Origin of the sequence: Lysinibacillus sp. NPDC056185 (assembly GCF_047737915.1) — a bacterium.
Lineage (GTDB): Bacteria > Bacillota > Bacilli > Bacillales_A > Planococcaceae > Lysinibacillus.
The window spans coordinates 44,763-67,950 of sequence record NZ_JBLLLQ010000026.1; the positions used below are offsets into that span (position 1 = coordinate 44,763).

Annotated in this window: 25 protein-coding genes, 1 pseudogene and 1 other annotated feature; of the genes and pseudogenes, 21 read left to right on the forward strand and 5 right to left on the reverse strand. The window is 35.5% G+C overall.

Translation table 11 applies throughout. The annotated features are described in order from the left end of the window. The first annotated feature begins 240 nt into the window (after positions 1-240). Positions 241-426 carry a hypothetical protein gene (locus ACMZ42_RS20755; RefSeq protein ID WP_415732634.1) on the forward strand — a complete coding sequence of 62 codons (186 nt, stop codon included), beginning with the start codon at positions 241-243 and terminating at the stop codon, positions 424-426. Positions 427-475: 49 nt separating this feature from the next. On the opposite strand, the pseudogene ACMZ42_RS20760 reads toward ACMZ42_RS20755, so the two are convergent. Continuing rightward, positions 476-601 (reverse strand): annotated as a pseudogene (locus ACMZ42_RS20760) (IS1595 family transposase); the annotation flags it as partial. Between the two features lie 324 nt (positions 602-925). On the opposite strand from ACMZ42_RS20760, the gene ACMZ42_RS20765 reads away from it, so the two are divergent. The 7 genes from ACMZ42_RS20765 (at position 926) to ACMZ42_RS20795 (ending at position 8,142) form a co-directional block, all read left to right on the forward strand. Beyond that, positions 926-2,872: a primary-amine oxidase gene (locus ACMZ42_RS20765; RefSeq protein WP_415732635.1), complete on the forward strand. Its 1,947-nt coding sequence runs from the start codon at positions 926-928 to the stop codon at positions 2,870-2,872. Positions 2,873-2,893: 21 nt separating this feature from the next. Continuing rightward, positions 2,894-3,439 (forward strand): hypothetical protein, encoded by a 546-nt coding sequence (locus tag ACMZ42_RS20770; RefSeq protein WP_415732636.1) that lies wholly within the window; start codon positions 2,894-2,896, stop codon positions 3,437-3,439. A 14-nt stretch (positions 3,440-3,453) separates the two neighbouring features. Beyond that, positions 3,454-4,968, forward strand: a complete 1,515-nt coding sequence (locus ACMZ42_RS20775) for an aldehyde dehydrogenase family protein (RefSeq protein ID WP_415732637.1) — start codon at positions 3,454-3,456, stop codon at positions 4,966-4,968. A gap of 33 nt (positions 4,969-5,001) precedes the next feature. After that, entirely contained in the window at positions 5,002-5,814 is an 813-nt protein-coding gene (locus ACMZ42_RS20780; protein WP_415732638.1) for a hypothetical protein, read from the forward strand. An 815-nt stretch (positions 5,815-6,629) separates the two neighbouring features. After that, positions 6,630-7,220, forward strand: coding sequence for a signal peptidase I (gene lepB, locus ACMZ42_RS20785; protein ID WP_415732639.1), 591 nt, complete (start codon positions 6,630-6,632; stop codon positions 7,218-7,220). Positions 7,221-7,430: 210 nt separating this feature from the next. Further along, the gene (locus ACMZ42_RS20790) at positions 7,431-7,982 is read left to right on the forward strand and encodes a DUF6773 family protein (protein WP_370083473.1); all 552 of its coding nucleotides are present in this window, start codon (positions 7,431-7,433) and stop codon (positions 7,980-7,982) included. Further along, complete coding sequence (locus ACMZ42_RS20795) at positions 7,948-8,142, forward strand: helix-turn-helix transcriptional regulator (RefSeq protein WP_053482180.1); 195 nt, start codon at positions 7,948-7,950, stop codon at positions 8,140-8,142. Before ACMZ42_RS20790 ends, ACMZ42_RS20795 begins: the two co-directional genes overlap by 35 nt. Positions 8,143-8,309: 167 nt before the next feature. On the opposite strand, the gene ACMZ42_RS20800 is transcribed toward ACMZ42_RS20795, so the two are convergent. Continuing rightward, positions 8,310-8,903 (reverse strand): YdeI/OmpD-associated family protein, encoded by a 594-nt coding sequence (locus ACMZ42_RS20800; RefSeq protein ID WP_415732640.1) that lies wholly within the window; start codon positions 8,901-8,903, stop codon positions 8,310-8,312. Positions 8,904-9,174: 271 nt separating this feature from the next. Here ACMZ42_RS20800 and ACMZ42_RS20805 point away from each other — a divergent pair, with 271 nt between their 5' ends. Then, positions 9,175-9,924, forward strand: coding sequence for a hypothetical protein (locus tag ACMZ42_RS20805; RefSeq protein ID WP_370083455.1), 750 nt, complete (start codon positions 9,175-9,177; stop codon positions 9,922-9,924). 367 nt (positions 9,925-10,291) lie between these two features. Next, positions 10,292-10,741 (forward strand): HTH domain-containing protein, encoded by a 450-nt coding sequence (locus tag ACMZ42_RS20810; protein ID WP_370083456.1) that lies wholly within the window; start codon positions 10,292-10,294, stop codon positions 10,739-10,741. A 326-nt stretch (positions 10,742-11,067) separates the two neighbouring features. On the opposite strand, the gene fumC is transcribed toward ACMZ42_RS20810, so the two are convergent. Together fumC and ACMZ42_RS20820 are read right to left on the reverse strand one after the other, a co-directional pair. Further along, complete coding sequence (fumC, locus tag ACMZ42_RS20815; protein WP_415732641.1) at positions 11,068-12,459, reverse strand: class II fumarate hydratase; 1,392 nt, start codon at positions 12,457-12,459, stop codon at positions 11,068-11,070. Between the two features lie 381 nt (positions 12,460-12,840). After that, entirely contained in the window at positions 12,841-13,056 is a 216-nt protein-coding gene (locus tag ACMZ42_RS20820) for a hypothetical protein (RefSeq protein ID WP_370083458.1), read from the reverse strand. A 228-nt stretch (positions 13,057-13,284) separates the two neighbouring features. Next, positions 13,285-13,484 (forward strand) — a binding site (T-box leader). A gap of 382 nt (positions 13,485-13,866) precedes the next feature. Between ACMZ42_RS20820 and ACMZ42_RS20825 the strand changes: the two genes are divergently transcribed. From ACMZ42_RS20825 to ACMZ42_RS20840, 4 genes are read left to right on the forward strand one after another with little or no spacing between them, the layout of a single operon-like run. Continuing rightward, on the forward strand, positions 13,867-14,778 hold the full coding sequence (locus tag ACMZ42_RS20825; protein ID WP_415732642.1) for an EamA family transporter: 912 nt from the start codon (positions 13,867-13,869) through the stop codon (positions 14,776-14,778). Between the two features lie 38 nt (positions 14,779-14,816). Further along, entirely contained in the window at positions 14,817-15,554 is a 738-nt protein-coding gene (locus ACMZ42_RS20830; RefSeq protein WP_370083460.1) for an AAA family ATPase, read from the forward strand. Next, positions 15,551-16,774, forward strand: coding sequence for an enhanced intracellular survival protein Eis (gene eis / locus ACMZ42_RS20835; RefSeq protein ID WP_415732643.1), 1,224 nt, complete (start codon positions 15,551-15,553; stop codon positions 16,772-16,774). Before ACMZ42_RS20830 ends, eis begins: the two co-directional genes overlap by 4 nt. Positions 16,775-16,802: 28 nt before the next feature. Further along, the gene (locus tag ACMZ42_RS20840; RefSeq protein ID WP_415732653.1) at positions 16,803-17,087 is read left to right on the forward strand and encodes a DUF5412 family protein; all 285 of its coding nucleotides are present in this window, start codon (positions 16,803-16,805) and stop codon (positions 17,085-17,087) included. A 25-nt stretch (positions 17,088-17,112) separates the two neighbouring features. Here the strand turns inward: ACMZ42_RS20840 and ACMZ42_RS20845 are convergent, their stop codons facing one another. Next, positions 17,113-18,501: a PLP-dependent aminotransferase family protein gene (locus tag ACMZ42_RS20845; RefSeq protein WP_415732644.1), complete on the reverse strand. Its 1,389-nt coding sequence runs from the start codon at positions 18,499-18,501 to the stop codon at positions 17,113-17,115. Positions 18,502-18,612: 111 nt separating this feature from the next. Between ACMZ42_RS20845 and ACMZ42_RS20850 the strand changes: the two genes are divergently transcribed. The 7 genes from ACMZ42_RS20850 to ACMZ42_RS20880 form a co-directional block, all read left to right on the forward strand. Next, complete coding sequence (locus ACMZ42_RS20850; RefSeq protein ID WP_415732645.1) at positions 18,613-19,053, forward strand: GNAT family N-acetyltransferase; 441 nt, start codon at positions 18,613-18,615, stop codon at positions 19,051-19,053. 15 nt (positions 19,054-19,068) lie between these two features. Next, positions 19,069-19,497 (forward strand): GNAT family N-acetyltransferase, encoded by a 429-nt coding sequence (locus ACMZ42_RS20855; RefSeq protein ID WP_415732646.1) that lies wholly within the window; start codon positions 19,069-19,071, stop codon positions 19,495-19,497. Between the two features lie 460 nt (positions 19,498-19,957). Next, entirely contained in the window at positions 19,958-20,566 is a 609-nt protein-coding gene (locus ACMZ42_RS20860; protein ID WP_415732647.1) for a lysostaphin resistance A-like protein, read from the forward strand. Positions 20,567-20,820: 254 nt separating this feature from the next. After that, on the forward strand, positions 20,821-21,006 hold the full coding sequence (locus tag ACMZ42_RS20865) for a hypothetical protein (protein ID WP_370083466.1): 186 nt from the start codon (positions 20,821-20,823) through the stop codon (positions 21,004-21,006). A gap of 168 nt (positions 21,007-21,174) precedes the next feature. After that, positions 21,175-21,798: a hypothetical protein gene (locus ACMZ42_RS20870; protein ID WP_415732648.1), complete on the forward strand. Its 624-nt coding sequence runs from the start codon at positions 21,175-21,177 to the stop codon at positions 21,796-21,798. 122 nt (positions 21,799-21,920) lie between these two features. Continuing rightward, positions 21,921-22,439: an RNA polymerase sigma factor gene (locus tag ACMZ42_RS20875; RefSeq protein WP_415732649.1), complete on the forward strand. Its 519-nt coding sequence runs from the start codon at positions 21,921-21,923 to the stop codon at positions 22,437-22,439. Beyond that, a partial coding sequence (locus tag ACMZ42_RS20880) for a hypothetical protein (RefSeq protein ID WP_415732650.1) occupies positions 22,405-23,188 on the forward strand: 784 nt, incomplete at its 3' end. The genes ACMZ42_RS20875 and ACMZ42_RS20880, both read left to right, overlap by 35 nt.

Below are 23,188 nucleotides of genomic sequence, written 5' to 3' on the forward strand. Positions count from 1 at the left end.
GATGGTCTTTTTTATTGAGGCTGTTTTCGTAAACTTTGTTGCTTTTAAGCCAAAAAGTAATATTGTGATACTATAATGACATAAAAGGAATTAAACGGTCATTGTATAAAGGTTTGAATATAATAAATTAGGAATAACAACCAACTTTTAGGGAGATGAACCCGAATTAATAAATATAGTGTTCTTTCACTTACTACTTTATTAATCTTCGTTGTTATGTTTTTTACAATGTGGAATGGAGTGTCGTTAGGAGCATTAGGTAAACCATATATTCTTTCAATGTTTTTGTTCCCATTATTAGGAGCTTTTTTAGGATTAAAAGCAAAAAAAGGTTTATTAAAATGGCTACTAATAATACTTAACATTAGTGCAATCTGTATCATCGGGTATATTTTATTACTTGCTTACGGTATTGCCGAAAGCTAATTAAAACAAGATGGGTAGCATTTTTCGCTATCCTCTTTTTAATTCCTTACTAAGTAGCCCTTAAAGAATTGACAGTATTATAGTTCGATTTTTGACACGCTGAAATAAGCATTTGCTCCACTCGTTTTTCAAATGCTACGTTTTTCTCTAAATCAAGCCAACGGAACCAGTAAAGGACATACGATCCTTTGCAAACACGTAATGCATATTTAATTTAACGAAACTACATGGAGTTTGTGAATTGCAATGGCAAGATGGAAGACGGTTTAAATAGTGATCTCCCGTCTGATCGCTTCTAAATAGATTGGCAGATTGGGATTTTAATGACTTAACTGCAGTTCAATTAGTATTTTTAATAAAAAGTAGAACACTTAAAGTAGAAAATATTGTATATTTTTAGCTAAAAAGCAACTTATCGATAAAAATGCCGTTATTTACAATAACTTCGCTGAATTTTCTGACTATAATTAAAGAGAACAAATTATAAGGGGTTGATTGAATGTCAGTAAAGGTTAATCCAAACGTTGAGCTAAGCCACCCATTATCACCATTATCTGAAGTAGAAATTGAAAAAGCTGTTCAATTAGTCAAGGAACAGCAACAGTTGTCTGAACATGTACGGTTTATGTCGGTGATGTTACATGAACCTAAAAAATCAGAAGTACTAAATTACAAACCAGGTAATACGGTAGATCGCCAAGTGTTTTTAGTGATTTTAGATGATAAAGAATTGAAAACATTTGAAGCAATTGTAAATTTAACTTCAGAAAAAGTTGATTCCTACGAACATATTCCTGGGGTACAACCAAATGTAGCCTTAGAGGAATTTGAGCAATGTGAAGAATTAGTAAAGAGCCACCCTGATTTTATAGCAGCTTTACAGAAACGTGGCATTGACAATCCTGATTTAATCATGGTGGATCCTTGGTCAGCAGGGAATTTTGGTGTTCAGGAACATGAAGGTAAACGTTTACTTCGTGCGATTTGTTGGCAAAAACAATCACTAGAAGATAACGGATATGCTTACCCTTTAACAGGTATTGTTACGTATGTAGACCTAAACAAAATGGAAGTTTACAAAGTAGAAGATCACGGGGTACGTCCAATTCCAACAACATCAGGTAATTACCATCCTGAAGTTGATGAATCAATTGTGTTTAGAAATGACTTAAAACCATTGGAAATCATTCAACCTGAAGGTCCAAGCTTTACAATTGAAGGGAATTTGATCAAATGGCAAAAGTGGAGTTTCCGCTATGGATTTACACCACGTGAGGGCCTTGTATTATACACAATTAATTACCATGACAAAGGCAAGGATCGTCCAGTTCTTTATCGTGCAGCATTATCAGAAATGGTTGTCCCTTATGGTGAACCAACATTTTCGCATAACACACAAAATGCCTTTGATGCTGGTGAATATGGAATGGGTCAATTAGCCAATTCGTTAGAACTAGGTTGCGACTGCTTAGGCGAAATTCAATACTTTGATGGTGTTGTAGCTGATGTTAAAGGAAATGCGCGTACGATCAAAAATGCGATTTGCTTACACGAAGAAGATTACGGGATTGGTTGGAAACATACAGATTGGCGTACAGGCCATGTAGAAGTACGGCGCTCACGTCGACTAGTGATTTCATTCTTCTGTACAGTTGGAAATTATGATTACGGCTTCTATTGGAGTTTCTACCAAGACGGTACGATTGAAGCTGAAGTCAAACTAACAGGTATTTTAAGCACTGGTACATGTGAAGATGGCATCCAAACAAAATATGGATCTGAGATTTCACCAGGATTAAACGCATCACATCATCAACACTTCTTTAATTTCCGACTTGATACGATGTTAGACGGTGAAAATAACTCAGTAGTTGAAACAGAAACAGTATCAGAAACATTGGGAGAACACAATCCGAATGCCAATGGTTTCTATCCTGTTTCACGTATCTTTAAAACGGAGAAGGAAGCGTTACGTAATTTAGATTTAAAAACGCAGCGTACTTGGAAAATTATCAATAAAAACTCACTCAACCGAGTGAATCAACCTGTTGGATATAAAATTTTGCCTGGCGAAAATTGCTTCCCATTTGCTCATGAAGAAGCAAGCGTTATGAAACGTGCTGGCTTCCTTAAACACCATTTACACGTTACGCAATTTGATGAAAATGAAAAATATGCAACAGGTATGTATCCAAATCAACATGCTGGAGGAGATGGACTTCCAAAATACGTTGAGAAAAACCGTTCAATTGATGATGAAGATATCGTCGTTTGGTACACAATGGGCCATCATCATATCCCGCGCCCTGAAGATTGGCCTGTAATGCCAACTGCATACATCAATTTCCAATTAAAACCGGTTGGATTCTTTGACCGAAACCCAGCAATAGACGTTCCTAGACCAGACAAGAAGTGTCACACAACTTCGTCATGTCATATACAATAAAACTCTTTAAGGAGTGATTATATGCTACCATTCCTAAGCATGTTGGTGATTGTTACCTTTACGGTAATCACTAACCGTTTATTAAAACAGCGTTTTGCTAATCATGGCATGGCCAAGTGCTGTATAATGCTGATTTCTATGACAATGAGTACTGCTGTTGGGATAAATATGGCTACCTGGCTTCCCGATATGGTTCTAGGTGCAATAGCATCTATTATTATTTCTATGGCATTAGGCTATTTACTGTCAACAGGCTTACCAATGTACCTATTCATGGAAAGTGTAGGATCTAGTTTTATGGGAGCAATGATGGGCGTGATGCTAACATTAATGACCATCCAATATTTAACGTTAAGCATTATCTTTTTTACAATGATGTTTATTGTAAGTGCTATCATTTCTATCGGTGTATGGAATCGTGAGATGTTTCCTATCTTTATAAAAGCCATTCCAAAGCATATTTACATTGTGGCAGGTTTAATGATTTGTGTACTAGTATTAAGTAGTTTTGAAATTCAACATGAGGTACCTGTAAAAGAAGAACAACAGCATCATAATCATCATTAAAGGGGTCGATAATTATGCTAAATGTTAAACCGAGTATTGAAGAATCTGGCATTCAATTCAAAAAGAAATATGACAATTTTATTGGTGGTGAATGGGTAGCACCTGTAAATGGAGAGTATTTCGATAATATTACGCCTATCACGAAAGAAATATTTACAAGTGTAGCTCGTTCAACAAAAGAAGATGTAGAGCTAGCATTAGATGCCGCTCATGAAGCCCAAAAAACTTGGGGGAAAACACCTGTAGCAGAACGGGCACGAATCTTACTAGCGATTGCTGATCGTATGGAAGAAAACCTTGAAAAAATTGCAAAGGTAGAAACTTGGGATAATGGGAAAGCAATTCGTGAAACTATGTATGCTGATATTCCATTGGCAATTGATAATTTCCGCTATTTTGCAAGTGCCATTCGCGCGCAACAAGGGCAAGTGACACCTTTTGATGAGGATACAGTAGCTTATCATTTCCAAGAACCTATTGGTGTAGTTGGTCAAATCATTCCATGGAACTTCCCTATTTTAATGGCAGCTTGGAAATTGGCGCCAGCACTTGCTGCAGGAAATAGTGTTGTATTAAAATTAGCAGAACAAACGCCAGTATCATTCTTATTCGTAGTTGAACTTATTCAAGATCTATTACCAAAAGGTGTATTAAACGTCATTAATGGTTTTGGTGAAGAGGCAGGTAAAGAGCTAGCTTCAAGCCCACGTATTGCCAAAGTGGCCTTTACGGGTTCTACAGCTGTCGGCAAACTGATTATGAAATATGCATCTGAGAATCTAATTCCCGTTACACTAGAGTTAGGTGGCAAATCTCCTAATATCTTCTTTGAAGATGTCATGGATGCTGATGACGGATATCTAGATAAGGCGATTGAAGGATTAGTTATGTTTGCTTTAAATCAAGGTGAAGTTTGCACTTGTCCATCTAGAGCCTTGATCCATGAGTCTATTTATGATCGTTTTATGGAAAAAGCCCTTGAACGAGTAAAGCAAATTAAAGTTGGGGATCCATTCGAACTTGAAACAATGATGGGTGCACAGGCTTCAGAAGAACAACATAAAAAAATTCTTTCTTACTTTGAAATTGCTAAACAAGATGGCGCAGAATGTTTAATCGGTGGCGTCGAAAATCGCCTTGATAATTTAGATGGCTATTTTATTAAACCAACTATTTTTAAAGGCAATAACAAAATGCGTATTTTCCAAGAAGAAATTTTCGGTCCTGTATTGGCAGTGACTACATTTAAAACCTTCGAGGAAGCGATTGAAATTGCAAATGATACTATGTATGGATTAGGGGCAGCTGTATGGTCACGTAATACAAACGTTACCTATAAAGCAAGTCGAGAGATCCAAGCAGGACGTGTTTGGATAAATACGTATCACCAATACCCTGCTGGTGCAGCATTTGGCGGCTACAAAAAGTCAGGCGTCGGTCGAGAAAATCATTTAAAAGCTTTAGAATCGTATCAATCGACTAAATGTGTCTTAGCTAGTTACAATGAACAGGCGCAAGGATTCTTTTAATTTTACCTAAGAGTAAAGTGAGGGGGCGGCTTATTGAGTAGCTATTATCCAATCCAACCTGAATTGGTCCAAAAAACGTATTCTTATAGAGAACTGGCTCCAAACAGCAATTTAAACCAGGATATACTATTTTATTATGAGTTTGAACCAATAGACATTAATAGTGATATTCATGTCATTCCTGATGCTTGCCAAGATTTAATGTTTTACATGGGCAAAGATCAAAAGGTTGTCTTAGGGAATAGCCCGACTACACGTGAAATTTATTCATTTACCCCAAAAGGTAAATATTTTGGTGTTCGTCTAAATCCAAAACAAACAGTTATTCAATACAATTGCGCATTAAAACAAATTGTTCAACAACCGTTTGTTAATGTTGAATTAGGCTGCACACTAGACTCTAAATTTATACAAGCTGTTTTTGAAGCAGGAGATTTCGAACAAAGAGTGCAGATTTGTAATGAGTATTTTTGCTCTCAAAAAAAGGAAAAAAGCTTAGGTGATGAAATATTCGCTACTTGTTTTGATTCTATTATTGAAAATAATGGGCTGTTCTTACCAGATGTAATTCAGCATAAAACAGGTTATTCTGAGCGATATATCCGAGAACTTTTCTACAAAAAAACAGGTTTTGGACCAAAAAAACTAAGTAAATTCATACGTATTCAACTCTTACTTCAACATTTTTCTTTTGAAGAGACACCTGTAAACATTGACCAATATGGTTTCTATGATCCTTCACATTATTACAAAGAATTTAAAAGCTTACTTGTAATAACACCTGCTGAATATATAAAAGAATTTTTAGGTTGGAAAAACATAAAACGAAAGCTGCTATCTTATTAGCCCCTCAAAGCTTCCTCTTTTTCTTATAAAAAACATACTAATTTTAGTATGTTTTTTATTTATTCATGAACAGTATACTTTCCTCCAAAAAAACATATCAGTTAGTTTAACTACATTAACAATTCGCTACCCTAGCTTTATGAAAAAATTCTATTATCTATAAAAATTCATATAATTGATGCAGTTGCAACAGATACTTTCAGACTTAAAAGTAAACCTTTTGATTGGATAATTGTAGGTAAGTCCAAAAAAGAGACGTATCCTTTTCATCTCAAGATAAATAGGAAGATATGTAAATTTCTTTTTCCCGAAATTCCAGCACTTGTTCCAGCAGTTATAATTTTTTGTGTTTTTATGATAGTGCATATTATCGGTATTAAAGAGTATGTACAATGGTTCTATGTTCTGTGGCTGTTGGATTATTAGCTCCAAAACAACCCCTTATTTGGCGATGAACAAAACAAATAACATTACATAATATAGAAACAAGAAATATTATTAAAAAGGATGATGTATTATTTCTTTAGTAAGAACTGGTACCCTTCCTAACGGAGAAATACATGACGGCTGGGAAGATGTTGATGTTGTTTGGGACATTGATCGTTGGGAGAATGACGGCGGTAGAAGTGTTGGAACGAGTTCGAGGACGTGAAAAGGCAACCTATATTTAGAGGGAGACAAACTTGTCTCCCTTTAAAAATGTACTTTATAGAAATGCACTTTATGTTTTGATTATTTTAGGATTACGAACAGAAAATTGAAACTATTTTCCTTTTTTTACGTATTAATATTAGAGAATACTAGGAGGTGTAATTTTGGAAGAAAAAATACAGGAAAAACAAACTAATGAGTTTGTTGAATGGGTAAAGGCAATTGTGTTCGCATTATTGGTGGCATTTTTAATCAAGTATTTTTTATTTACGCCAGTACTCGTAAAAGGTGTTTCGATGGAGCCGACACTGGTAGACCACGATCGTGTTATTGTTAATAAAATCGGTCCGAAATTTAAGTCAATTGATCGATTTGACATTGTTGTTATTAATAATATTTTAATTAACAATGAAGAAGAAAATATTATTAAACGTGTTATTGGTCTACCAGGAGATAAGATCGAGTATAAGGATGATCAATTATACATAAACGGAGAAAAGTACAGTGAACCTTATTTAGATCAGTACAAGAAGGTGTTAAAAGATCCTGGGTCACTTACTTATGATTTTACGCTAGACCAAGACTTAGGTGAAACTTCGGTACCTGAAGGGTATTACTTTGTATTAGGTGATAATCGTCGTAAGAGTAATGATAGTAGAAATCCTGAGTTAGGTTTCATCCCTAAAGAAAAAATAATGGGTACAACAAGTATCATCTGTTGGCCAATCGAGCATTTTGACTTCAGATTTAACTGATAGATCGAAAGCTTATAAACTTGATAAAGATAACATGACCACTCCACGATGAGTGGTTTTTTTTGTATTGTCATTTGATCTAGGAGACGGACGCACAGAGGGTATCATTTCATTAATGGAAAATATAATTAACTTAATGCAATATATACATTGCAAAAAGACAAATATTCTGTATAATTAAAATCATAAACAAGAGGAGGTAAAATATTGATGTTTTGGAAAAGTAAACACGTCGATGAACGAATTAAAAATCAGCAAAATAAAATTTACAAAGAGATTTTTTTCTTTGTCATAGTAATCTGTTTAATATCGATCCTAATAAAATTCATTACACAGGGAGTGACCTCACAAAATGTAGTAACAGAACGGTTGATTATATTATTCTCAGTTGTTTATTATTGTGGCAGAGCAGCGTATCTCGGCATATTTACTGAAGAAGTAGAGATTCACGATAGTGCAAGTAAATTTAAATTAAGTACTAAACTTATTATTTTCGGTGTGGCTATTGGCATGGTTATTGCAATTATTATGGGTGTTAACAGTGCATTCAACTATGCAGAAAGCACTTCACAAGCAATATATTTTTTCTTTATGGTATTTTTTGTATCACTGTTCATGTACTCACTATTTATTGCCGGAATTTTATTCTTATTTTATGTGCTTGCTAAAAAGAAAAGTGATCGAGTTATTCAAAGAATGTTAGAAGATGAAGATAGTGGTGATCAATGTGAAAAACATACGCTTAAAAATGGCTCGAATTGAACATGATTTATCACAGGGGGAATTGGCTGAAAAAGTGGGGGTTACTAGGCAAACTATCGGTTTGATTGAATTAGGTAAATATAACCCGACTTTGAATTTATGTATTGCTATTTGTAAAACGTTAAATAAAACCCTAGATGAATTGTTCTGGGAGGAGTAAATCTGATTGGTTCAAAATGTTAAGTAATGTATTTAAAGAAGAGACTATCAACTAGACAGATAGTCTCTTTTGTTCTTTTGATTTCTAGTACAGCCGAAATAAAAAAGATCGAAGCAATTTGCTCCAACCTTTTTATAACAGAGTTATTTATTTTCCTACGAATAAACCTAATCATTTAATCCTTTACCATCAAGAATGTGTTGCGTGTATTTTTCAATTCTTGACACGCGAGTTTTGGATTGTTTAGGTTGAGAGAAATGTAGAATATATGCTCTTTGTCGTCCTGGCGTCAATTCTTCAAAAGCAGTTTTTAAGGTAGGCACTTCATTGAATTTATTGTGAAGTTCTTCAGGAATTATGTATTCCTTATGCTCTTTCAAGGGTACTTCTAAACCTGCTTTTTCAACTCCAATGGCTTCAAGAATATAATCTTTTATAATGGTTTCCATGCCAACTATTTCTTGAACGTTGGTGAAACGAATTTGGCGCGCTGCCTGTACATTTTCAGTCTGTTGAATTAAAATCCCATTGGCATCCTTTAACAAGGCACCTTTGTGAAACAGAAGCGCACAATAATCTTTAAAACCATGTATTAACACGATGTTTTTTTTCTCAAGCGTGTAACAAGGATGCATCCATTTAAATTCTTCCGTCAATTCACAATCAAGAACGATATTTCTCAACGCAGAATATTCTTCCTGCCACTTTTTAGCTTTACTTAAAAATTCATCAACCTTTGGATTAATTTTGCTATTTGTCATCAAGGAACACCCCTCTACAATTTTTTAATCAGTTGATATTCTCTAATCGATTTATAATAAAACATTAACTGGTGTCATGTCTAGTTAAAAATAGGGAACTAATATCGCTAATTTACAAAGAATTGTGATGAGTTGAAAAAGCCTTTGAAACATGTTTTTTTTGCATATTTTTATTGGTATAACATTGTATTGCTGGTAAAATATTAGAATATTGGTATATAATACTTAAAGGAATGTGTTATTTAAAATAAAGCTAAGTAGGAGGAGAATAATGAGAAAATTTTTTACGGTGTTACTAGCAGCATTTGTAATTGCAGTAGTACATCCAACAAAATCAGAAGCGAAAGTGATGTATGATGGAGCAGAGGTTGTAAAAGACCAAACCGGAAAAATGACCTTTACAAAAGACATTAAGGTGTACAAGAAAAATCCAAATGGTACGTTTGATTCGTTAGTGGTAAAGCGAAATAACTTCTTTAGAACGTATGATATTGAAAAATATGATGGCAAAACGTTCTACCAAATGGGGCAATATCGAGTACAAGCAACGGATTTGGTAGTTTTCAAAGAAGTACCAATAAAAATTCGTTCATCTTTCTACAACAATCCAACTTATATATTTATTAATCGTGATAGTAAATCCGCAACTTACGGAATGTGGTTCAATAAAAGTACCAACCCGGGTTTTTCTTTTACAAATAATGGGCAAATACTTTCTTATTGCGGTCCCAATGATGTTAGTTCTAAAGAGTGTATACAGTATCCTGGTACAGATCTTAAAATCGCTGAGTCGAAAAGAAGCGAAAAAGGCGTGCGTTTTGAGCTAACAAAAGATGCAGATTTTAAACAGGATCCAATAAAAGGATCTGCAACGATAAGTACGTTGAAAAAGGGAAGAATTTTAGTTTCAGAAGGTCTTGAAATTAATGGTTATCTAAATGTTACTTGGAAAAAAGATGACGGCAACGAGTCCACTCATTGGATTCCGGTGAATTTATTAAAACCAGTTGGAAATCAGTAATTGGGAATTTTACAAAGCTCTCTTAAGCTCTGCCCCATCTAGTTTTCATGTTAAATTATAAATAAAGGTACCCTCTAAGAGCGATTTTTAGTGTCTATCTTAGAGGGTACTTTTTATAGAGCACACCTGCTGAAGTAACAGCAACAGTTATTGTTGAACGGAATGCATGACCGATATATTGTACAAACTTCATACTCTAAAAGATCAGTATCTTCATAGATTGGGATACTAAATGACGTTTGTGTTTAAAAGTCTTCTGTATTTTCTTCAGCTTTGGCAGATAGTATAAAACCAATAAAATAATAGAAGTGTGAAAATAAGTGTGACATATAAATATTTTCACTAAATAATGTAGAGGTGAAATAAAATGGATGAAAATCAGAAAAAAGTAGAAATATCTTTTCTTACTAATGGACCGATCCAATCTGATTATATTAGAGAACAATTTCAAGTTTTAATTAAAAAATTTAATTTAGGGCTTCAACAACTCTCTAAAATGTTTGATATACCCATAAATGAGATAGAAAATATAATGAATGATTCAATTACCATCACAAATGAAAAATTTGAAGAGATTGAGTATAAAATAACAATGTTGAATTTTGGTTTTGATGATTTTAATGCCAAAGATAGGGTAAAGTCAATATTGAATAGTTTGTTAGTGGAATACGAAATAACAACAGAAAGCTTGTCTAAAATTATAAATGTAGCAGAAAAAGAACTGATAGATTTTAAAGAAGATCAATTATTAGAGAGGACTATAGAAATTGAGATATGTGTGAATATTATCATGCTTAATTTTGTTTTACATAAATAAATTTAAAACCCAGGTACTCGAATTGATATGCTCCCTATTAAGTAGACAGATTAAAAAATAAAATCTGTTAATCTAAGGGGAGTATTTTTATGGGGCGAAGCAAATTGAAAAAAATGCACCAAAATAGGCTTGGAGTGATGGCACAAAAAACAGAAAATAAAAAGGACTGGGGTATTATCCCCAATCCTACTTACCCATTCCTATAAACATGCCCACCAAAGCTTTATTAATTGCTCCAATTTAGCTCCAATTAGCTAAGTACATAATGGAATACATTATCTAAAAATGTTGATATGAAGGTGCTTTGTGATTAACTTGCATTCCTGTCACTTTACATTTGGATAAATCATCGTCGCAGGGTCCACGTATTCATCGAACTGTTCCTCTGTTAGTAAACCAGATGCAATCGCTGCTTCTTTTAATGTTGTGCCTTCTTTATGGGCTGTCTTCGCAATTTTTGCCGCATTTTCGTAACCGATATAAGGGTTTAATGCAGTTACAAGCATTAATGAGTTTCGTAAATTATGGTCAAGTACTTCTTTATTTGGTTCGATACCGACAGCACAATGATCATTAAATGATTTCATTGTGTCTGCAAGTAGGCGAGTTGATTGTAAGAAGTTATAGATAATGACTGGCTTGAAGACATTTAACTCAAAGTTACCTTGGGAAGCGGCAAAGGCAATTGTTGCATCATTGCCAACAACTTGTGTAACAACCATCGTCATCGCTTCACTTTGAGTTGGATTTACTTTACCAGGCATAATGGATGAGCCTGGCTCGTTTTCTGGAATCGTAATTTCACCAATTCCTGAACGAGGACCACTCGCTAACCAGCGAACATCATTGGCAATTTTCATTAAGTCAGCTGCAAGAGCCTTTAATGCGCCATGTGCGACAACCGCTTCATCATGACTCGTCAGTGCATGGAATTTATTTGCTGCAGAAGTAAAATGTTTTCCTGTTAATTGACTAATTTCCGCTGCTACACGCTCACCAAATTCGGGATGTGCGTTAATACCTGTACCAACCGCTGTGCCACCAATCGCTAGTTCCTTCATATATTCAATATTTTGGACTATCATTTGCTCAGATTTAGCAAGCATTGCTACCCAGCCACTTATTTCTTGACCTAAAGTTAAAGGTGTAGCGTCTTGTAAATGTGTACGACCAATTTTAATAATATCTTTAAATTTCTCTGCTTTGTCATCAAGAGTAGCTTTTAGTAAACGTAGTCGCGGCAATAAATAATCTTCAACTTTTAACACTGCAGCAATATGCAGAGCCGTTGGGAAAGTATCGTTTGAGCTTTGAGATTTATTGACATCATCATTTGGATGGATGCGTTCAGCTTCTCCAGCATTTTGTAAAAGTTGGTTTGCACGGTGCGCAATTACCTCATTGACGTTCATATTTGACTGTGTACCACTACCAGTTTGCCAAACTACAAGAGGGAATTGATCGTCCCATTGACCCTTTAAAATTTCGTCAGCTACTTGAACAATCGCATTTGCTTTTATATCTGAAAGCTTACCTAATTTATTATTGGCCATCGCAGCACTTTTCTTTAAAATGGCCATTGCTTGAACTAGCTCAATAGGCATTTGTTCTGTTCCGATTTGGAAATTCTCTTTACTGCGCTGTGTTTGAGCACCCCAAATTTTATCTGCAGGTACTTTAATTTCACCCATAGTGTCTTTTTCAATACGATAATCCATGTAAAACAGCTCCTTTATTTATGTAAATCTCTCCAATAAATTAAACATCCGACGGAGAATTTAACTTTTTTCATCGGGTGTCAAAACATCTGCTGAAAGAAGTTAAAAAACGGATATTCTTAGTCTGATGTAAGAATATCCGTTTGATACATGCTTATTTCAAAAAAATAGGGGGATTCTGAACTAAGCATTTCGGAGTGAAGAAATAATCTATTGATAATGATAATTGTTATCAATTAAAAAGTCAAATACTTTTCTTTAAGCTATTTATATAGTTGAGAATAATTCGCAATTATTTTTTCTCTTAGAGTTCGATACCCTCTTTATTTAAGTTAAAACGCTATCATTAAATGATAGCGTCGGAAGGTAAATAGGGGAGAACTATCTCTTTTTCTTGCCAATTTCTTTTAATGGTTGTTTTTTAGGTATTTTTTCAAAAATGATACTTACTTGATAGTTGTTGTCGTCTATTTGAACAATCTGAACAACTTTTGCTTTACGTCCTTTAATTTTAATGTTCTCTTCGACAGTAGGTAAATTTACGAGCAGCTGACTTAAAACTGACGTCTTGTTTTCATAAAAATGAGTTACAAACATAATTCTTCTCCTTATAAATGTTTTATTGAACCTAGAAAAAACCTTCCTTTATTCCTTATATGTAATGTAAAAGAGACATGGTTTTAATGAGAATGATTAGCAAGGGGAAGGTTTTACTCAATGTATGAAAAGAACCTATAATATAGAACATTTGTTATACTGCAGGGGAACTTATTTTGGATAGTTGCTTGACGAAAAAGTTGAAATGAATTATGATGTATCGAAAATAAATTAACAATGATTGGAAGTAGTAATGAATGTAGTTTGCTTTAGAGAAATGATGGCTGGTGAAAATCATCGCAAATCATTTATGAACTCGTCCATGAGTTTTTATGTTGAATTCAGTAAGCATAGACGGCTGCTACCGTTATAGTAAAGTGAGCTTTCTAGCTAATCAGAGTGGTACCGCGGATAACTTCGTCTCTATATTTATTAGAGATGAAGTTTTTTTTATCTTCTTTAGCAAGTGTTTTTATGTAGCGAAAGCGAAGCGTCAGCTACAAATGTTTTATGTAGCGAAAGCAAAGCGTCAGCTACAAGTGTCTTTCGCACAGACAAAAATACGTTGCTGCCACTACGCTTTCGCACAAAAACCATCTGTTGCTGCCGCTACGTTAGCACTGCGCTTTCGCACAAAAACCATCTGCAGGCCAAAGCACAAAGCCGATTCTGGACGCAATTATGCCGAGGCATAATTGATTTGGGAAATTGAAAAACGCTCGATACCTGATCGCTCAAAAAAGAATGAATTGCTTTATCGACAAAATTCTCAGTCTGTGTGTGTTTATAAAAACAAATAGGGGGAAATGTATGGAGATTACAAAAAAACAGGCAACAACAGTGGGATTAGTAGCTCTTGTATTATCAGCACTTTTAACTTCGATAAGCCAGGTTTTCTATGCAAAGCAGGTGCAAGAAGTACCGACATTTTTATTTACTGGTATTAGTTTTTTCATTACTGCTATTTATTTCTCTTTCTTTGCACGCAAGCATAAGCGAGCTAATCTGTGGAAGGGAAATATTAATTCTGTAGTGAAGTTGAATGTAGCATCCGTGTTAGCATTTATGGGCTTTTATTTCGCTTTAAAATATGTAGAGTCAGCGATTGTAAGTGCACTTGAGATGGGCATTGGACCACTATTTGTCTTGGTGTTAGCTGTTTTTGCAAAGGAATCGATTCCGAAAGTACAATGGGTAATTGCCACGGGTACATTTCTCGCTTGTACTATACTAATATTAGCGGTTATTAGTGGAAAATCAGCTGTTCAAATGGACATAACTTTTCCAGTGATTTTAGCATTAATAGCGAGTGTTGGCTGTGGGGTTGGGGCTGTACTTTGTACGATCTATTCTAAGAAATTAAGTGAGGCTGGTTGGACTACTTCAATGATTTTAGCCAATCGTTATTATGGCATAATTTTATTATCTTTTTTCGCGACTTTCGACATATTTTTTAAATATTTCTCGGGAAATATTTCATGGATAATCGCAGTAACAGCAGTGGGTGTCATGCTTCCAATGTATTTATTGCAGATAGGCATTCAGTATTGTTCAACTTTGATCGTAATGATGAGTTTATGTTTTGTTCCAATATTCACATTCTTCTTTCAGATGTTTGACTCTAGGTTATCATGGTCACCCTTTTCCCTTTTAGGAATAAGTCTATTGTTTATTTTTGGGGTGTGTAGTTTGTATGTGGAAAAAAGGACGGTTTCAGAGTAGCGTAAGCGCGCTATACTAATAGTAAGGGAGGAAATAAAATGTATTTAAAGTCATGTAAGGTATTACAGGGAGAAGTTGAAGTTAAAGATCAATATCCCTTTAATATACCAAGTTTGCAGGATTTACAGGAGCTAGAATTCCCTACGAACGTAACTTTCTTTGTAGGGGAAAATGGCTCTGGGAAATCAACCCTATTAGAGGCAATAGCTGATCGCTGTGATTTTAATACTGCGGGGGGTGGTCGCCAAAATTTATATGAAGTACATAAAGCGGAATCTGCACTTGGGGAGTTTATCCGTTTATCCTGGTGGCCAAAGGTTTCAAATGGCTTTTTCCTACGTTCGGAAACGTTTTATCAATTTGCGAGTCATATTGATTTGTTAGAGGAACATGACATTAGGAAAAAGTATGCCGCTTTTGGTGGTAAGTCGTTACACCATCAATCACATGGGGAGTCCTTTTTATCACTATTTATGCATCGCTTCAAAGGCAAGGCAATTTATTTATTAGATGAGCCTGAAGCGGCTTTGTCACCAACGAGGCAGCTAAGCTTACTTAAAATTATCAAAGATTTAGAGCATGAGGCACAATTTATTATCGCCACACATTCACCTATTTTACTTGGCTATCCAAATGCTACAATCTATAGTTTTGATAATGGGGAGATTGAATCTATTCGTTATGAGGATACTATACATTACATTGTTACGAAGCGTTTTTTAAATGCACCGGAAACCATTTTTTCAGAGTTATTTGATGAGGAGAGAGAATCATGAATCAACGTAAAGGCTTAGACATGCGAGAAATTCGATTAGATGAAATGGCACAGTTTATTGATTTGCTTAATTATGTTTTTCAAATGTCCATGTCCATTCATAAGGATCGCCGCTTTGTGAATGCCAAAAGTAAACAATTTAATGAGGGACATGCGCTTGGTTGGTTCGATGGCTCACATCTTGTATCTCAAATTTTAAGCCTACCTTTTGAGGTAAATGTTCATGGAAAGATTTATGAAATGGGAGGCATCACTGCTGTCGGAACGTACCCTGAATATTCTGGGCATGGTTTGATGGAGAGCCTTATTATTGAGAGCCTGGAGCGGATGCGAAACGAAGGACAATGTATATCCTATTTATTTCCATATTCTATCCCTTATTACCGAAAAAGGGGCTGGGAAATTATGAGTGATATTGTGGAATTTCAAATCAAAGATACGCAGCTTCCTCGCTATAGAGGCCTAAATGGTAAAATCCGTCGTGTAGATCCAAAGCATGAAGATGTCGTGACTATTTATGCGCATTATTCAAAGAAGACGCACGGTGTCATGGTTCGTAATAGTATCGCTTGGAATGAAAAATTTCAGGAAGATTTTTGGGAAGAAAAATTTATTGATAGTGATGTGAACCTTCAGGCTGCAGTGTATTATGACGAAGATGATATGCCGCAGGGTTATATGTTTTACCGTATTATGGAGGAAAATTACTACATCGATGAAATTGTCTATTTGCAGGAAGAAGCGCGTAAAGGTTTATGGAATTTTGTCTCAGCACATAACTCAATGATTTACAATGTCTATGGTAAAACAACTGGCAATGAAGCCGTTGCCTTTTTATTAGAGGATAGTGAAATTATTCAAAAAGTATCCCCTTATTTTATGGCACGAATTGTAGACGTAAAAGAATTTCTGTTACATTACCCATTCACGGGAAATGATTTTCAGCTTAGACTCGCTGTAAGTGACCGCATTGTGGCATGGAATAATGGCACATTTGTCATAACGAAGCACAACGGAAAAGTCGAAGTTGAAAAGGTGAGTGAGACACAGTCAGAAAATGCTATTCAGCTAACGGTTCAAACACTTGCCACGATGTTACTAGGCTATAAACGACCGAGCTATTTAGAAAAAATCGAGCGTTTACAAGGCAATGCCATTGAAATTGCACTACTAGAGACGGTACTACCAGTAGGCATCCCAACGTTTATTGATTATTTTTAAGGAAATAATGGGGAATTTGTGCAGAGAGATGCTGTGCAGATTCCTTTTTTTATGGGCTCAGGGGGAAATTGCTTGGGTCAGTGAAAGAACTGCTCGGGTTCAAGGGAAAAGTGATCGGGTCAGCGAAAGAACTGATCGGGTTCAAGAGAAAATCGAAATCAGGTCATCCAAAGACTCGCTCGGATTAAAAATATATTGGCAATATCGAGAAAGTGAAGCTTACATTAAATGGAGCGCCGATGATACGGTTAGTACTAACAGTGTGACATTGAATGTGCCTGATGCAACATACGACGATCGAGACAAAGAGTAGCCATAACAATTGCAGTTATGGCTTATTATTCTGTTATCCAAGCTTTTCTTATCAGTTGTACACCGAGAATGATTTCCTCCATTTTTAATTTACTAAAGCCTAATTGTATAATGGGCACAGAGCTTGGCTGTTGTAGAAAATATGGGCTCGTAGGGTAGACCTTGACTCCGTATTGTTGCGCATTTTGAATGAGCTGCTCTTCTGAAAATTGTGTATGCACCTTGACCAATATATAAAGTCCAGATTGTTCTCCAAGTATCGTAATTTTTTCTTCGAACTGTTTGTTAAGCTCCTCTACAAGAGCATTTATTTTATGTTTATAGGTGATACGCATTCTTTTAATATGCCGTGTCCATTCACCTTGTTCCATGAATTTCGCCATTGTTAATTGATGTAAGGACGAGGCGTTATGTTCGAAATGAGCAAAGCGTTCTTTATATGGCTGTACAAGTACTTTCGGTAGCACCATATAGCTTAAACGAATAGCTGGTAAAAATGATTTTGAAAATGTCCCCATATATATAACACGTGACTTGTCGAGTGAGGCGAGAGCAGGAAATGGATGTTGCGTATAACGAAATTCACCATCATAATCATCCTCAAGTATATAGCCATCTACTTTTTTAGCCCACTGAATTAAAGCTTGCCGCTGCTGAATGCTCATAGAAACACCGTATGGAAAATGATGAGAAGGTGTGACATAGAGTAAGCGCGAATGTAAATGCTTTAAATGCTCAAGCTTTGCACCGTTTTCTGACACAGGTAAAGTCTCTATCTGAAAGTCATGCAGCTTGAACGCTTCACGTGCACCGTTGTAGCCAGGGTCTTCTAAAATAACACTTGGGAAATCCTGCTTTAATAGAAAGCCTAGATAAATTAACATTTGTTGTGTGCTACTACCGATAATAATGTCTTCTTCATTTACATGAACGCCACGAGCTTGAAGCAAATAATACACAAGCTGTTCCTTTAGAAGTGGCTCACCGAAAGGGTCGCCATATTCATAGCACTTTTGTAAAGGTAACACTTGATTAGCCATTTGCCGCCATATTTTTAAAGGAAAATGTTGTTGATCGACAGCACCAGTCCGAAAGTCAATGATGACATCTCCGTTGTTAGTTTTAATTTCTTGAGTAAGGCTTGGCCGTTCCTCCTCCTGAAGAAAAACTTTTTCAAATTCATTTACGAAATATCCCTTTCGTCCTTCACCACGTATGTATCCTTCCGCTACGAGCTGCTCATAGGCAGTTAAAGTTGTATTCCGACTGACATGTAAAGTTTCGGCTAGCCTTCGAATAGAAGGAAGAGATTCATTCGTTGTCAATATCCCTTGTTCGATTAACCATTTGATTTGCTGATAAATTTGTTTATATTTTGCCTCTTCATCTGTAAATAAGAAAATAAAATTCTCCATAAAGTCCCTCCTTGACATGTTGGAATGTAGAGAACTGTTTCTTTTTAAATGTCAGTTAGTTTTTTATCATAATACAAGAATTACATATTAAAAGAAATGGGGGAATTGTTAATGGAGATTTGTCCAGTAACTTTAGCAACAGTTGGAGACGTAGTGCCATTATTTAATGCCTATCGAGAATTTTATGGTCAACCATCAGATTTAAAACAGGCTGAGCAGTTTCTAAAGGAGCGTTTAAATAAGAGGGAGTCGGTTATTTTTCTAGCTTATCTGGATGCGCAGCCAGTTGGTTTTGTCCAGCTCTATCCTATTTTTTCATCTGTTGCAATGAAAAAGGCGTTTATTTTAAACGATTTATTTGTGACAGAGCATGCTAGGAAGCAAGGCGTAGCACAGGACCTAATTGAACAGTGTTATTCATACTGTATACAGAATGATGCACGTTATATTGGGTTAGAAACAGCGACAGACAACGTTCGTGCTCAAAAACTTTATGAGAAGCTCGGGATGAAAATAGACGATGGAGTGTTTCATTATATTAAATATTGGTAAGTGGAGGTTCGAATAATGACTGTATCCATAAAACAATTAACAACGGAGCAGGAGTGGATGGAAGCATATGCCGTTATGGTGCAGCTCCGGACGGAATTAACAGTAGAAAAGTACCTTCAATTATTAAAGGAAATGACCCAAGATGGCTATATGTTATTTGCTTTATACGAAAATATGAACATTGTCGCTGTCGCCGGATTAAGTTGGAGAGTCAACTTTTACAGTGAACGCCATATATTTGTCTACGATTTAGTAACGGATGAGGCCCATCGTTCAAGAGGCTATGGTGAAAATTTATTGCAATATCTTCACCAATGGGGCAAAGAAAATGGCGCGCACTATATTGCTTTAGAGTCAGGTATTCAAAGGACTAGTGCGCATCGTTTTTATGAAGATCGATTAGGGTATGAAAAATGGTGCTATTCTTTTCGGAAAGCATTGTGATGAAATATTGAGCGAAATCCGAATAAAGAGTGAAAGCGACTAGATTTTTTGTCGCTTTTTTTAAATGCTTATATACTGATTAACATTTAATATTTATTTTTAAAAGTTAATTATTTAATGATTATCGTTAAAATTATCTTGATTTCAACTCTGTTGTTTAATATGCTTAACATGAAGAAGGACGTAATATAGAGTACCGGCGATGATTTCCGCATTAAGCGGCGGAAAGCAGGAGTTAGCGGCGCAATTTGAACATTAAGCGGCGGAAAGCAGGAGTTAGCGGCGCAATTTGAACATTAAGCGGCGGAAAAGTGGAAGTTAGCGGCGAAGTTTCCACATGAAGCGGCGGAAAAGCAAATGTTACCGGTAAACTTCAAACATCAGCCAGCAATTCCCGGAAAACATCTTACCATTCGCTCGTCTTTCTTTATGTAAAACATTATGAACAGGGGGAAAAATTATGGTTTTGGAAAGTGCAATAAGTGCAATTGTTCAGGTCATTTTATTTTCAGTTATTCCGTTTATTTGGTGGTTTTTCTCAGCAAGAAAGGAACAATCATTTTTAACATGGCTCGGCCTTCAAAAGCCTGTCATTGAAAATAAAGGGAATTATTTTCTATGGTCTTTATTCATTATTATTTTATTATTCGTACCCCTTATTACAATCAGCTATTTCTACCTAGATAGTTCAACCTTAGCGACCAATCGTTTTACAGGACTTGGCTTTTCAGCGCTCATTCCAGCACTTTTCCATTCAATTGTCCAAACGGGGTTGTCTGAGGAGCTGTTATTCCGAGGCTTTTTATTGAAAAGATTCATGCATAAATTTGGTTTTCAAATGGGAAATATCATGCAAAGTTTACTATTTGGCATTTTACATGGATTGTTGATGTTTTCTTTTATTCCTTTTGGAGTTGTAGTATTAGTTGTTATAGCAACTGCATTTGTAGGTTATTTAATGGGGTGGATCAATGAACGAAAATCTAATGGTTCAATCATAACAAGCTGGGGTATCCATAGCATTGTCAATCTGATTGCCGCCTTCATGACAATGTTTAATATGCTCTAAGAGCCTAGCTCATTTGCATTTCATCATGTTCGATTGCATAATAAAGCAGAGAGGTGATTGAAGTGTAGTTTATCGAGCAGGTAGTAAAAGGATGCTTGATTGTCGGTTTTATTATCACCGCAATATGCCGTTATTATCATATAGCATTTACGGCTTTTTTTGTTGATTATCATGTCGTCTCACTAGCTATACTATTAATAGGTATTATAGGAACTGAGTTATTCAATAGACGAAAAAAGAAGGGACGAGCATAAATGACGGAATGGCCAAAGGGAGTAGCGAAACCTGCTGTACGTGCATTGAATGCGGCAGGGTATACACAATTAGAGCAATTGGAAAATGTTGATTTATCAACGTTGAAAAATTTACATGGGATGGGACCGAAAGCGCTAGCGGCCATTGAAGTAGCATTGAATGAAGGTAGGAAGCACAGTGAATAAACTGACATTATTTTTATTGGCAATGGTGGTCTATTATATTTTGGTTGTTTTCGTGATTAGTAAGTTATTTATTATTCCTCTCATGAAGTTTATGGCGCTTGTATTTTTCCTTGGAGCTGGCTTTATTTTTTCTCGAAAAATGCGGAAGAAACTACAGTAGGAGGAATTATGAAAATTACAAAACTAGCCATATTTTATTTGTTCATTTTTATTTTAACAATAGTACTATCACTAGCAGGAGTTCCCCTATCCATTACAATCGGCATTATTGCCCTTATTGTGATCGCAATGATTTATAGACATATACATATTTTATTTAGGACAAATAATATGACGATGGTAGATAAACTAGTAAAAGATCGTAAAAATGATCCGTTTTTTACCTATCTTTACGCTGTTGCTTACGGTACAAGGGAAGACCAACTTCACTCATTAGAAACAGTCATCGTAAAATATAAGCAGCCAGCAATGAAGTATAACTATAAATTTATAAAGGCAATGATGGAAGAGAATTTGGAGGAAGTAAAGGATGCGGCCAATAAAATAAATAAAGAGCCTTTAACTAGCTATGCAAAATGTTATATCGCTGCATTTGAAAGACGAACAACTGACATGCGAAGTGATCAGCTTACACAGCCGTGGATGCAGCCAGCAATTGAAGCGGTTTATGCATATAAAATGAAGAATGAAACAGACCTTCATCATTATGCCCAGGAAAGCATTGAAATGGCTCGTGGTGTACAAAAATATATGTTAATACATACATTTGAAAAAATGAAAACGGATCTGTAAAAATTTTAGGCTACTTGATGCTATATGGTGTCAGGTAGCCTATTTTTTAACTTAGTAAATTTACACTTAAACATACAAATCTTGTTTACTCATTCGTCTAATAAAGTAAGAGAGGTGAGAAGATGGAGTTTGATGAGCTTTATGAACAATATTTTCAATGCATTTATCAATTTATTTACTATATGGTCTCGGATCCAGGTTTAGCGGAGGATTTAACGCAGGAAACCTTTATTCGTGTTTATAAAGGACAGTTTAGAAATGAAGCTGCCATGGGCACTTATATAAGGAGAATTGCACGAAACCTTGTCTATGACACCTATAGAAAAAAAGCACTTATTAAATGGCTACCATTTCGAAAAGAACATGAAAAACGAGAGACACAATATGTACCACATGATTGGATCATGCAATCTGAGGAGCGAAGACTATTATATGAAGCAATCCAATTATTAAAGCCTGAATATCGAGAGGTTCTTATTTATAGAAAAATTGAGGAGCTGAATTTAGCCGAAACTAGTGAAATTTTAGGATGGTCTACAGTAAAAATAGCGAATACACAGAGAAACGCTATGAAGGCTTTAGAGAAAATACTTGGAGGTGATGAATTTGGATTTAAACAATCGACTGAAGGAACTCAATAAATTACCAGAGGATCCGGCTGTAAAGACTCGGATTTATGAACACATTCACCATAAGAAAAGAAATGGCTTAACGTTATGGAAGGAAAGTTTTCTACTATTAACGATCGCCATGATTGCTCTATTTTTTATTTTGATTCCACAAAATTCTTCACCGCCTCAAACTGCTAGTCAATCCATCCAAGCGATTTATAAGCATTTCGGAGGAAAAGAAGGGGAATTCTTTGCAAGAAGTTCAAGTTTGTATATATCTGTGAAAAAGGTTGAAGATACATCAGTTTTTAGCTTTTTTGAAGATTTAACACAATATGTCGAAAAGGCAGATGGAAAGTTAGGTAACTATATTACAGATGTAGTTGTTGTAAGAGATCGTCAGGAAGAGCACTATCAGATTTCAGATACAGGCATGCTAAATGTTGATTCTGGCCAGTTTTTTGTTGGGAATTCTGACATGTATGATGAAGTATTTCAAACATTATACTCTGTAGAAACAATACCGTGGATATTTATCCTGCCACTTATTGTGGTAGCTGTAAATATATTCTCTATGTACTATTATAAACGTCATAATCTAGAAGGATCTAAACCATTTAGGCCGATATGGTGGCTGTTAGTACTTGTACTTGCGATGTTTTCAAGCGTTTTTGCTTGGGCAACATGGGTTGGTCCATTGTATAAACCATTAATGATTCTGTTTGCGTTTTTATATGGTTTCAGTATTTGGCATAATATAAAGCGAGAGGTACAGACAC

Coding starts and splice junctions, on each gene's coding strand:
- ACMZ42_RS20765 (WP_415732635.1), top strand. CDS start 926: ATGTCAGTAAAGGTTAATCCAAACGTTGAGCTAAGCCACCCATTATCA.
- ACMZ42_RS20770 (WP_415732636.1), top strand. CDS start 2,894: ATGCTACCATTCCTAAGCATGTTGGTGATTGTTACCTTTACGGTAATC.
- ACMZ42_RS20775 (WP_415732637.1), top strand. CDS start 3,454: ATGCTAAATGTTAAACCGAGTATTGAAGAATCTGGCATTCAATTCAAA.
- ACMZ42_RS20790 (WP_370083473.1), top strand. CDS start 7,431: ATGTTTTGGAAAAGTAAACACGTCGATGAACGAATTAAAAATCAGCAA.
- ACMZ42_RS20800 (WP_415732640.1), bottom strand. CDS start 8,903: ATGACAAATAGCAAAATTAATCCAAAGGTTGATGAATTTTTAAGTAAA.
- ACMZ42_RS20805 (WP_370083455.1), top strand. CDS start 9,175: ATGAGAAAATTTTTTACGGTGTTACTAGCAGCATTTGTAATTGCAGTA.
- ACMZ42_RS20810 (WP_370083456.1), top strand. CDS start 10,292: ATGGATGAAAATCAGAAAAAAGTAGAAATATCTTTTCTTACTAATGGA.
- fumC (WP_415732641.1), bottom strand. CDS start 12,459: ATGGATTATCGTATTGAAAAAGACACTATGGGTGAAATTAAAGTACCT.
- ACMZ42_RS20820 (WP_370083458.1), bottom strand. CDS start 13,056: ATGTTTGTAACTCATTTTTATGAAAACAAGACGTCAGTTTTAAGTCAG.
- ACMZ42_RS20825 (WP_415732642.1), top strand. CDS start 13,867: ATGGAGATTACAAAAAAACAGGCAACAACAGTGGGATTAGTAGCTCTT.
- ACMZ42_RS20830 (WP_370083460.1), top strand. CDS start 14,817: ATGTATTTAAAGTCATGTAAGGTATTACAGGGAGAAGTTGAAGTTAAA.
- eis (WP_415732643.1), top strand. CDS start 15,551: ATGAATCAACGTAAAGGCTTAGACATGCGAGAAATTCGATTAGATGAA.
- ACMZ42_RS20840 (WP_415732653.1), top strand. CDS start 16,803: ATGCTGTGCAGATTCCTTTTTTTATGGGCTCAGGGGGAAATTGCTTGG.
- ACMZ42_RS20845 (WP_415732644.1), bottom strand. CDS start 18,501: ATGGAGAATTTTATTTTCTTATTTACAGATGAAGAGGCAAAATATAAA.
- ACMZ42_RS20850 (WP_415732645.1), top strand. CDS start 18,613: ATGGAGATTTGTCCAGTAACTTTAGCAACAGTTGGAGACGTAGTGCCA.
- ACMZ42_RS20855 (WP_415732646.1), top strand. CDS start 19,069: ATGACTGTATCCATAAAACAATTAACAACGGAGCAGGAGTGGATGGAA.
- ACMZ42_RS20860 (WP_415732647.1), top strand. CDS start 19,958: ATGGTTTTGGAAAGTGCAATAAGTGCAATTGTTCAGGTCATTTTATTT.
- ACMZ42_RS20865 (WP_370083466.1), top strand. CDS start 20,821: ATGACGGAATGGCCAAAGGGAGTAGCGAAACCTGCTGTACGTGCATTG.
- ACMZ42_RS20870 (WP_415732648.1), top strand. CDS start 21,175: ATGAAAATTACAAAACTAGCCATATTTTATTTGTTCATTTTTATTTTA.
- ACMZ42_RS20875 (WP_415732649.1), top strand. CDS start 21,921: ATGGAGTTTGATGAGCTTTATGAACAATATTTTCAATGCATTTATCAA.